Annotated in this window: 11 protein-coding genes; 10 read left to right on the plus strand and 1 reads right to left on the minus strand. The window is 73.5% G+C overall.

All coding sequences use genetic code 11. From position 1 onward, the window contains the following. Positions 1-88 precede the first annotated feature (88 nt). On the plus strand, positions 89-523 hold the full coding sequence (locus C1I98_RS27825; RefSeq protein ID WP_111170374.1) for a tetratricopeptide repeat protein: 435 nt from the start codon (positions 89-91) through the stop codon (positions 521-523). Positions 524-624: 101 nt separating this feature from the next. Next, positions 625-1,629 (plus strand): HAD-IIA family hydrolase, encoded by a 1,005-nt coding sequence (locus C1I98_RS27830; RefSeq protein WP_199537268.1) that lies wholly within the window; start codon positions 625-627, stop codon positions 1,627-1,629. A gap of 59 nt (positions 1,630-1,688) precedes the next feature. Here C1I98_RS27830 and C1I98_RS27835 read toward each other — a convergent pair whose 3' ends face one another. Further along, positions 1,689-2,036: an SCP2 sterol-binding domain-containing protein gene (locus C1I98_RS27835; protein WP_111170375.1), complete on the minus strand. Its 348-nt coding sequence runs from the start codon at positions 2,034-2,036 to the stop codon at positions 1,689-1,691. A 199-nt stretch (positions 2,037-2,235) separates the two neighbouring features. On the opposite strand from C1I98_RS27835, the gene C1I98_RS27840 reads away from it, so the two are divergent. The 8 genes from C1I98_RS27840 to murJ all read left to right on the plus strand — a co-directional run. After that, positions 2,236-2,460, plus strand: coding sequence for a hypothetical protein (locus tag C1I98_RS27840; protein WP_111170376.1), 225 nt, complete (start codon positions 2,236-2,238; stop codon positions 2,458-2,460). After that, positions 2,457-3,278 carry a TlyA family RNA methyltransferase gene (locus C1I98_RS27845; RefSeq protein WP_111170377.1) on the plus strand — a complete coding sequence of 274 codons (822 nt, stop codon included), beginning with the start codon at positions 2,457-2,459 and terminating at the stop codon, positions 3,276-3,278. The genes C1I98_RS27840 and C1I98_RS27845 overlap by 4 nt, the downstream gene beginning before the upstream one ends. Continuing rightward, the gene (locus tag C1I98_RS27850; protein WP_111170378.1) at positions 3,278-4,186 is read left to right on the plus strand and encodes an NAD kinase; all 909 of its coding nucleotides are present in this window, start codon (positions 3,278-3,280) and stop codon (positions 4,184-4,186) included. The genes C1I98_RS27845 and C1I98_RS27850 overlap by 1 nt, the downstream gene beginning before the upstream one ends. 129 nt (positions 4,187-4,315) lie before the next feature. Beyond that, positions 4,316-6,028 (plus strand): DNA repair protein RecN, encoded by a 1,713-nt coding sequence (gene recN, locus C1I98_RS27855; RefSeq protein ID WP_111170379.1) that lies wholly within the window; start codon positions 4,316-4,318, stop codon positions 6,026-6,028. A gap of 130 nt (positions 6,029-6,158) precedes the next feature. Next, positions 6,159-7,355, plus strand: a complete 1,197-nt coding sequence (gene steA, locus C1I98_RS27860) for a putative cytokinetic ring protein SteA (RefSeq protein ID WP_111170383.1) — start codon at positions 6,159-6,161, stop codon at positions 7,353-7,355. Continuing rightward, complete coding sequence (locus tag C1I98_RS27865) at positions 7,352-8,323, plus strand: copper transporter (RefSeq protein ID WP_111170380.1); 972 nt, start codon at positions 7,352-7,354, stop codon at positions 8,321-8,323. The genes steA and C1I98_RS27865 overlap by 4 nt, the downstream gene beginning before the upstream one ends. 2 nt (positions 8,324-8,325) lie before the next feature. Continuing rightward, complete coding sequence (locus C1I98_RS27870; protein WP_111170381.1) at positions 8,326-9,237, plus strand: hypothetical protein; 912 nt, start codon at positions 8,326-8,328, stop codon at positions 9,235-9,237. A 7-nt stretch (positions 9,238-9,244) separates the two neighbouring features. Then, positions 9,245-10,631 (plus strand): murein biosynthesis integral membrane protein MurJ (murJ, locus tag C1I98_RS27875; RefSeq protein WP_111170384.1); only part of this gene is annotated, 1,387 nt, incomplete at its 3' end.

Consider the following 10,631-nt stretch of genomic DNA (forward strand, 5'->3'; position numbering starts at 1 on the left):
CCCCGAGAGGGCTCTTCCCGCCCCCCGCACCTGCCCGCGAACACGCTGCCACTGGTCCTGTCCGCGTCCTGATGGAAGGGATTGACGAATGGTGGAAGGCCGAAACACTCCGGATGAGGCCCGTGAGCCGGCGCAGGGCGTCCCCGGCGGAGGCGTCTACGAGTGGTTCCAGCGTGGGATGAAGCTGCTGCGCGAGGGCAGCCCGGCCGCCGCGGCGGCGCTGCTCGAACGCGCGGCCGAGGCCGAGCCCGGCTCTCGCAGCGTCCGTGAGGGGCTGGCCCGCGCCCAGTTCAACTCCCGGCAGTACGAGAAGGCCGCCGACAGCTTCCGGTCCATCGTCGACGCCAACCCCACCGAGGACTACGCCTACTTCGGCCTGGGCCTCGCCCTGTGGCGGACCGGCGACATGGAGGCGGCCCACGAGCCCCTGGCCATCGCCGTGGCGATGCGCCCCGACCACAAGGACTACGTGACGGCACTGAAGAACGTCCGCGCCACCCTGCGCGCCCGTGAGGCCATGTGACCGGTGAGCGTCGCCCGGAGCGGCCATGGAGCACCGCGGCGCCCACCCCTGCCAAGGGCGGCGCGGCCGGAGGTCGGCGCGGGGACGTAGGATCTGCGACCGTGCTGACATCCGTTCTGGTCGAGGGCTACGACACGCTGGTGCTGGATCTCGACGGCGTGGTCTACCTGGGGCCCCGGCCCGTGCCGAAGGCCGCTGAGGCGCTGGTGGCGGCGAAGGCGGCGGGTGTGCGGCTGGCGTACGCCACCAACAACGCCTCCCGGACCCCTGGCGCCATCGCCGAACACCTCACCTCACTGGGCATTCCCGCCGAAGCGGCGGATCTGGTCACCTCCGCCCAGGCGGCCGCGCGGCTCATCGCCGAGCGGGTGGAGCCGGGCGCGTCGGTGCTCGTGGTGGGCGGCATGGGGCTGCGCCAGGCGGTACGCGACCATGGCCTGCGCCCGGTGACCACGGCCGCGGACGGCCCGGTCGCGGTGGTGCAGGGCTATTCGCCGGGCATGTCGTACGGGCTGCTCGCCGAAGGGGCGCTCGCCGTACGGCGCGGCGCGCTGTTCGTCGCCTCCAACGCCGACGCCACGATGCCGTCGGGCCGCGGCGAGATGCCGGGCAACGGCGCCATGACCCGGGTGATCGCCACCGCCACCGGCGTCGAGCCGATCGTGGCGGGCAAGCCGCTGCCCCCGATGCACCGCGAGTCCATGATCCGTACCGGGGCCCGCCGCCCACTGGTCGTGGGCGACCGCCTGGACACCGACATCGAGGGCGCCGCCAACGCGGGCGTGGACAGCCTGCTGGTGCTGACCGGCGTCGCCACCCCGCTCGACGTCCTCACCGCCGTCCCCGCGCATCGCCCCACCTACATCGCCGCCGACCTGTCGGCGCTGCACCTGCCCTACCCGGCCGTACGGCGGGCGGCCGGCGAGCGCGGCTGGTCCTGCGCCGGCTGGCACGCCCGCTGGGAATCGGACCGGCTGCACCTGTCGGGCTCCGGAGACCCCGTGGACGGGCTGCGCGCGGCCGCACAGGCCGCCTGGCAGGCCGCAGGCGATGGCGGCCTGACCACGGACGCGGTGAAACCGGCCCTCGCCGCCCTGGGGCACTGAACCCCGCCGGCCGGGAACATGATGCCCTCTGGGCAGCGGCGGCCTCGTGCGGCGGATGGTCAGAGGAGGCGGCGCAGGCGGAACAGGTCGCCGATGCTCGCCTCCACCTTGACCCTGCCGCCGAGCAGGGCGCGGGCCATGTCGAGCTCTCCGTCCACCAGCGAGACCAGGTCGTCGCTGCTGATCGTGAGGCGGATGTCGGCCTGGCGGCCGGGCTCGCCGCCGTCGCCGTCGAGGGACTCCAGACCGCCGTGATGGATGCGGCCGTAGAAGGTCGTGTCAAGGTCGGGCACGTGACAACTCACCGACCGCTCGACCACATGCTTCGCCTTGGTCTCCTCATCGACTTCGTCGAACTGCTCGGCGAGCTTGCGCAGCGCCGCCCGGCACTCCTCGACGGTCGCCATAGATCGCGTTCCCTTCTCGTGCGGACCGCCCGAAACCGTCCTTGTCCAGGGACGGTAGCGTTCCAATCAACTACTACGGCAAATCCGCCGCTCGTGGGCGCCGCAACGCCAGGTTGGCGCGCCAGGTGGGGGCGGCCGTCGGATACGGTCGGGGCAGCGGCGCACACGCGCGATCGTACGACCTTCCCGGAGGGGGCGAATGACGGATCTGCCGCAACGGGCCGGCGGCGCGGCCGAAGAGGCACCGGCCGGGCTGGACCGGCTCGCCGCACTGCCCGTCGGCGAGCATGTCGCGGTGTTCGAGGAGATCCACGCGGGCCTCGAACGCGCGCTGGCCTCCGCCGACGGGCACGAGGGGGCGGCCGGCGAGGTGGATCGCCGGGAGCCCGTGCCCGAGTACCCGCATGAGCGGGGCCCCGGGTGAGCAGACGGGTCCGGCTGGACAGCGAGCTGGTGCGCAGGGGGCTGGCACGCTCGCGTGAGCACGCCGGCCGGCTCATCGCCGACCGGCGCGTCAGCGTCGGCGGGCAGGTGGCCGCCAAGGCCGCCAGCCAGGTCGACACCGCCGCCGCGATCGTCGTCGCCGAGCAGGCCAAGGGCGGCCCCGACTACGTCTCGCGCGGCGCGCACAAGCTGCTCGGCGCGCTCGCCGCGTTCGGCCCCCTCGGGCTGGCCGTGCGGGGCCGCCGCTGCCTGGACGCGGGCGCCTCGACCGGCGGCTTCACCGACGTCCTGCTGCGTGAGGGCGCCGCACATGTCGTCGCGGTGGACGTCGGGTACGGCCAGCTCGCCTGGTCCCTGCGCACCGACGAGCGCGTGACCGTCATGGAGCGCGTCAACGTCAGAGACCTGGCCCCCGGCGATGTGGGAGAGCCGCCGACGCTGGTGGTGGGCGACCTGTCGTTCATCTCACTGCGGCTGGTGCTGCCCGCCCTGCACGCCTGCGCCGCGCCGGCCGCCGACTTCGTCATGCTGGTCAAGCCGCAGTTCGAGGTGGGCAAGGACCGGGTCGGCGCGGGAGGCGTGGTACGCGATCCCGAGTTGCGCGCGCAGACCGTACGGGACGCGGCGGAGGCCGCGCACGCCCTGGGCCTGGTGGTGCGCGGGGTGACCGCCAGCCCCCTGCCGGGCCCGTCGGGCAACGTCGAATATCTGCTGTGGCTGGGCAAGGGAGCGGGGGCGCCGCCCGTCCCCGACCTCGCGGCGGAGATCGAGCGGGCGGTGGCGGAAGGGCCACGGTAGTGACGACCAAGCGAACCATCCTGATCACGACTCACACCGGGCGCGGGGCCGCGATCGACGCGGCCCGGCAGGTGATCGAAAGGCTCGTGGCGGCGGGGATGCACGTGCGCGTCCTGGACTCCGAGGCGGAGGGCGTGGCCTGCCCGGGAGTGGAGGTCGTCCCGGCCACGGAGGGCGCCGCCGACGACGCCGAGATGATCATCGTGCTGGGCGGCGACGGCACGATCCTGCGCGCCGCCGAGATGGCCAGGCCCAGCGGCGTCCCGTTGCTCGGGGTCAACCTCGGCCATGTCGGATTCCTGGCCGAGACCGAGGTCGACGACCTGGCCGACGCCGTGGACAGCGTCGTGCGCGGCCGGTACGACGTGGAGGAACGCCTCACGCTCGAAGTGGTCGCCCGGCTCAACGGCGAGGTCATCGCCAAGACCTGGGCGCTCAACGAGGCCACCGTGGAAAAGCGGGATCGCATGCTGGAGGTCGTCACCGAGATCGACGGCAGGCCGCTGTCCCGCTACGGCTGCGACGGCGTCATCTGCGCGACCCCCACCGGCTCCACCGCCTACGCGTTCTCCGCCGGAGGACCCGTGGTCTGGCCGGAGGTGGAGGCCCTGCTGCTGGTGCCGATCAGCGCGCACGCCCTGTTCGCCCGGCCGCTGGTGGTCTCGCCGCGCGCCTCCCTGGCCGTGGAGATCCTCCCGGAAACGCCGGGCGGCGTGCTGTGGTGCGACGGACGCCGCCGCTTCGACCTGCCCTCCGGCGCGCGCGTCGAGATACGGCGTGCCGACGTACCGGTCCGCCTGGCCCGCCTGCACGGCATCGACGACACCGGAGCCCCCTTCACCGACCGCCTGGTGGCCAAGTTCGACCTGCCCGTTCAGGGCTGGCGTGGCCGTACACGGGGGTTTTGAGCACCGGGAACACCGGGGGTGCGCGTGCTGTGACGCCCGCGTTCAGGTTCCGGGGGGCCGGAAGCGCGTAGGATCGTCTGGCACGCGCCGCACACGCGTTCGGTGGCTGGTATGTGACGGGAGGGACCAGTGCGACCAAGGGTCGAGGAGGTCCGTATCGGCGGTCTCGGCGTGATCGACGAGGCCGTGCTGGAGCTTTCGCCGGGCTTCACCGTCGTGACGGGCGAGACCGGCGCGGGCAAGACGATGGTGGTCACCGGGCTCGGCCTGCTGTTCGGCGGGCGTGCCGATCCCTCTCGGGTGCGGCCGGGGGCCGATCGGGCCAGGGTCGAGGGCACCCTGCTGGTCGAGGCCGGCGGCCGGGTCGCCCAGCAGGTGGAGGACGCCGGAGGCGAGGTCGACGACGGGCAGCTCATCATCGCCCGCACGGTCTCGGCCGAGGGCCGCAGCCGCGCCTGGCTGGGCGGGCGCACGGTGCCCGTCGGCACCCTCACCTACCTCGCCGACGACCTCGTGGCCGTACACGGCCAGATGGACCAGCAGCGGCTGCTCCAGCCCGCCAGGCAGCGCGCCGCCCTCGACCGCTACGCGGGCGAGGAGCTGGTGAAGCCGCTGCGCGCCTACGAGCTGGCCTACAACCGCCACCGGCAGGTCGCGGGCCGGCTCGCCGAGCTGACCTCCAAGGCGCGCGAGCGCGCCCAGGAGGCCGACGTGCTGAGGTTCGGCCTGGAGGAGATCGAGAAGGTCGATCCCAAGGCCGGCGAGGACACCGAGCTGCGCGAGGAGGAGGAGCGGCTGTCCCACTCCGACGCGCTGCGCACGGCCGCCACCACGGCGCACGGCGCGCTGCTCGGCGACCCGATGAGCGGCGCCGAGACCGGCCAGGACGCGATCTCGCTGCTCGGCGCGGCCCGCGCCGCCGTGGACGCGGTACGCGACTTCGACCCCGCCCTCGCCGGGCTGGGCGACCGGCTCGCGGAGGCCGGATACCTGGTCTCCGACGTGGCGACCGAACTGGCCGCCTACGCCGAGTCGGTCGACGCCGACCCGCTGCGGCTGGCCGCCGTGCAGGAGCGCAGGGCGCAGCTCGCGGGCCTGACCCGCAAGTACGGCGAAGACGCCGCGGCCGTGCTCGAATGGGCCGGGCGCGCCGCCGCCCGGATGGCCGACCTGGAGGGCGACGACGACCGCATCGAGGAGCTGACCCGCGAGTACGACGAGCTGACCGACCGGCTCACCGCCCTGGCGGGCGATCTGACGCGGGTCCGCACCTCGGCGGCGCAGCGCTTCGGCGAGGCGGTGACCAGGGAGCTGGCCGCTCTCGCGATGCCGCACGCCCGGATCGTGGTGCAGCTCTCCCAGGCCGCCGACTTCGCCCCGCACGGGCTCGACGAGGTGGAGCTGCGCCTGTCGGCGCACCCCGCCGCGCCGCCGCTGCCGCTCGGCAAGGGCGCCTCGGGCGGCGAGCTGAGCCGGGTCATGCTGGCCATCGAGGTGGTGTTCGCGGGCGCCGACCCGGTGCCCACGTTCGTCTTCGACGAGGTGGACGCGGGGGTGGGCGGCAAGGCGGCGGTCGAGATCGGCCGCAGGCTCGCCACTCTGGCGCGTACCGCGCAGGTCATCGTGGTGACCCACCTGCCGCAGGTGGCCGCGTTCGCCGACCAGCACCTGGTGGTGGAGAAGGCGAGCGACGGCAGCGTGGTGCGCAGCGGCGTTGTCACCCTCGACCACGAGGGCCGGGTCAAGGAGCTGTCCCGGATGCTCGCCGGGCTGGAGGACTCCGAGCTGGGCCGGGCGCACGCCGAAGAACTCCTCGCGATCGCCGCCGCCGATCGCGCATGACGCAGGAGTTCCCGGGCATTGTCCGCTTCTGTGCATCGAGGCGATTCGATTCCATTACTCCATGTGACATATCCGACACGCCACGCCGTGCGGCGTCGGTGAAGTCGTTCACTCTGGCAGGATGGGCGTGATGAAGGTGCCGACCATGAGGGTTCCGGGCCTCCGCCGCTGGAAGGCAGACGACCTTCCCGGGGTGACGGCAGTGGCGAGGATCGATCGGCGGACCAAGAGGCTGACCAAGCGCCTCAAGTCCGGTGAGATCGCGATCATCGACCACGTCGACGTCGACCGGGTCAGCGCGGAGGCGCTCGTGGCGTGCGGGGCGGCGGCCGTCGTCAACGTCGCGGCCGGCATCAGCGGGCGTTATCCCAACCTGGGCCCGCAGATCGTCATCGAGTCGGGCGTGCCGTTCGTGGACAACGCGAGCCCCGAGCTGTTCGAGCGGATCAGAGACGGCGACGTGGTCCGGGTCAACGACGGCGTGATCTACCTCGGCGACGAGGTGGTGGGCAAGGGCGACGTCCAGACCACCGAGACCGTCGAGGCGGCGATGGCCGAGGCCAGGGCCGGGCTGTCGGTGCAGATCGAGGCGTTCGCCGCCAACACCATGGAATACGTCAGGCGCGAACGCGACCTGCTCATCGACGGCGTGGGCGTGCCACAGATCCGCACCTCGCTGGAGGGCAGGCACGTCCTGATCGTGGTGCGGGGCTACCACTACAAAGAAGACCTCGCCACGCTGCGTCCCTACATCAGGGAGTACCGGCCGGTCCTGATGGGCGTGGACGGCGGCGCGGACGCGCTGCTGGAGGCCGGCTACCTTCCCGACGTCATCGTCGGCGACTTCGACTCCGTCTCCACCAAGGCCCTCACCTGCGGGGCCGAACTGGTCGTGCACGCCTACCGGGACGGCCGCGCACCCGGCCTGGAGCGGGTGCGCCGGCTGGGCCGCGACGCGGTGGTCTTCCCCGCGCTCGGCACCAGCGAGGACATCGCCATGCTGCTCGCCGACGACAAGGGCGCCGACCTGATCGTGGCCGTCGGCACGCACAACACGCTCGTGGAGTTCCTGGACAAGGGCCGCTCGGGCATGGCGAGCACCTTCCTGACCCGGCTCCGGGTGGGCGGCAAGCTCATCGAGGCCAAGGGCGTCAGCAGGCTCTACCGGAGCCGGATCTCCAACTCCTCCCTCCTGCTGCTCGTCATCACCACGCTGGTCACCTTCGGAGTGGCGCTGCGGATCTCGCCCGTCGGCCAGATCTGGCTGGAGGGCCTGCGGGACTTCTGGAACGCCTTCATCTTCTGGCTGGTCGGACTCTTCTCGTGATCGATTTCCGTTATCACCTCGTCTCCATCGTCGCGGTCTTCCTCGCCCTTTCGGTGGGGATCGTGCTCGGTTCGACGTTCCTCCAGGACCCGGCCATCTACGTGGCCAACACCGCCGTCGAGCAGGTGCGCCAGCGCAACGCCGGGCTGCAGGAGCAGATCACCGATCTGCAGCTTCGCGAACGCGGCAACGACGCGCTGATCTCCGGGCAGACCCGCAGGCTCGTCCAGCAAGAGCTGGACGGCGAGCGTGTCCTGATCGTGGAGCTGCCCGGGGTCACCACCAGCGACCGCGAGGCGGTGCAGGAGGTGCTGGAGGACGCGGACGCGGCGGTCAGCGGTCAGGTCGCGCTGACCGAGAAGTCCCTCGACCCGCGGCAGAGCGGGGTGATCGACCAGCTCGCGATGACCGCCAAGCCCGCCGAGATGACGTTCCCGGTGGACGCCACGCCGTACGAGAAGGCGGCGGCGGTGCTCGCGGCGGCGGTGGTCACCTCCGACAGCGCCCAGGTGGGCAGGGAGAACCCCGCGGCGGCCGGCGTGCTCGGGGCCTTCCAGGAGGGGGCGCTGATCACGATGCGCGGCGATCCCGCGCTGCGGGCCTCGCTGGCCGTGGTGCTCGCGCCCGGCGAGCCGTTCGAGGGCGAGCACGCCGAGGCACAGAACGCCGCGGTCGTGGCCCTGGCCCGCGGGCTCGACGCGGCCGACCGGGGCACGGTGCTCACCGGGCCGGTTGCCTCGGCCTCGCCCGGCGGGATCGTGGCCGCGCTGCGTGACTCCAGCGAGGCGGCGGCCGCGGTCTCCACCGTCGACAACGGCGAACAACCCACAGGACGCGTCACACTGGTCTACGCTCTGCGCGAGCAGCTCTCCGGCGGCGCGGGGCAGTACGGCATCGGCGCCGGCGCCTCGTCCGTCGGGCCGTCTCCCGTACCCACGTCCACCCCCAGCAGCTCATCCGGAGGCTGACCATGGCCGCCCGTCCCCGACTGTCCGCCGCCGCCCGCGCCGTGCTCGGCACCGTGCTGGGCGCCGTCGCCGCCCGCACCGCGTACGCCGCCCTGCGCCGGCGTCCGCCCCGCGGCGAGGCGACCTGGACCAGGACCAACCACCGTGGCGAACCGATCACCCTGCTGGAGGGCCCCGCGTTCGCGGCGGGCGCAGGCGCGGCGGCGGCCGTCGTCCCCGGCCTGCCGCCCAAGGTCCGCGCCGCCGCGCTGCTGGCCGGCGTGGGCAGCGGCGCCCTCGGCGCCTACGACGACCTGTACGGCGTGGCGTCCTCCAAGGGCTTCAAAGGCCACCTCGGCGCGCTGGCCAGGGGTGAGGTGACCAGCGGCGCCGTGAAGATCCTCGGCATCGGCGGGGCCGGCCTGGCCGCCGCCGCCCTGGTCTCGCGCGGGCCGCTGGACATGGTCGTCAACGGCGCGGTCATCGCCGGCTGCGCCAACCTGGCCAACCTGTTCGACCTCCGTCCCGGCCGGGCGATCAAGGTCGGCCTGCTGACCGGCGGGCCGCTGCTCGCCGCCTCGGTGCTGCGCGGCTCCCCGGCCGCCGCGGTCGCGGCCGCCGTGCCGCTGGGCGCCGCCGCGGCCCTGCTGCCCGAAGACCTCGGCGAGCGGGCCATGCTCGGCGACGCGGGCGCCAACGCGCTGGGCGCGCTGCTCGGCCTGGCCGCGGTGACCACGCTCGGCCGGCCGGGCCGGCTGGCGGTGCTCGGCACCGTCGCGGCGCTGACCGCGGCCTCGGAGAAGGTCAGCTTCACCAAGGTCATCGCCGCCGACCCGACCCTCAACCGGCTCGACATGCTGGGCCGCCGTCCGGTGGAGCCCAAGAAGACCGACCAGGTCGAGCCGGTCGAGCCGGTCGAGCCTTCGGGGGTCTGAACAGACCGTGTTGCGGCGGCTCGGGCAGGGAGTGGCCGGGGCGGCGGTGCTCATCGGCGTCATCACGGTCGTGGCCCGGCTGGCCGGATTCGGCAAGCAGCTCGCCCTGGCCCGCACCGTGGGCACCAACTGCCTGTCCACCGCCTACTTCACCGCCAACCACATCCCGAACATGGTCTTCGAGGTGGTGGTCGGCGGGGCGCTGACCGGGATGGTGGTGCCGGTGCTGGCCGCCGCCGCGGCCCGTTCGTCGGCGGCCGACCGCGCCACGGTGGGGCATGTCACCTCGGCGCTGCTGACCTGGGTGGTGGCCGTGCTGGTGCCGCTCGCCGTCGTCGCCGCACTGGCGGCCGAGCCGGTGATCCGGCTGTTCACCGGCCATCCCGACAACTGCGACCCGGCGGCCGTGGTGGCGGTGGCCACGCGGATGCTCGTCGTATTCGCCCCGCAGATCCCGCTGTACGGAGTGGCCGTGGTGCTGTACGGCGTGCTCCAGGCCCACCGGCGGTTCGCCGGTGCCGCCGTGGCGCCGCTGGTGTCGAGCATCGTGGTGATCGTGGCCTACCTGCTGTTCGTTCCGTTCCGTGGTGAGGTGACCGATCCGCTCGCGGTGCCGCGGCCCGCCGAGCTGGTGCTCTCCGTGGGCACGACGCTCGGCGTACTGGCCCTCGTGCTCACCGTGATCGGCCCGGCGGCCCGGCTCGGGCTGCGGCTGCGGCCGACGTTCCGGTTTCCCGAGGGGGTCGGGCCGGTGGTCAGGCGGCTGGCGATGGCCGGGCTCGCCGCGTTGCTCGCCCAGCAGGCCGCGATGGCGCTGACCGTCGTGCTGGCCAACCGAGGGGTCGGCGGGGGGGCGATCGTCGTCTACAACTTCGCGTGGGCGATCTATCACGTACCGTACGCGGTGCTCGCCCTGCCGATCGCGACCAGCGCGTTCCCGCTGCTGTCCACCCGCGCGCAGGGCGGCGACACGGCGGGGTTCGCTGCGGCGTCGGCCGCCACCAGCAGGGCGGTGCTGCTGGTCTCCGGCCTCGCGGCGGGGCTGCTGGCGGCGGTGGCCACGCCGGTGGCGCCGATCTTCCTGGGCGGCGCGGTCAGCGAGATCGACCCGGGCGAGCTGACGCGGGCGATCACGCTGTTCGCGCCCGGCTTGGCCGGATACGCGCTGATGGCGCACCTGGGCAAGGTCCTGTACGCGGCCGGGCACGGCCGGGCCGCCGCCGTCGGCACGGTCGCGGGCTGGCTGGTGATGATGGCCGCCCAGACGGTGTTCACGCTGATCATGCCGCCAGGCTGGGGCATCGCCGGGCTGGCGCTCGGCGCGGCCGTGGGCATGTCGGCGGGCGGGCTGGTGCTCGCGGTCGCGGTGCTGCGGACGCGCCGAGCGCCAGCCC

Source organism: Spongiactinospora gelatinilytica (genome assembly GCF_003236385.1).
Classification (GTDB): domain Bacteria; phylum Actinomycetota; class Actinomycetes; order Streptosporangiales; family Streptosporangiaceae; genus Spongiactinospora; species Spongiactinospora gelatinilytica.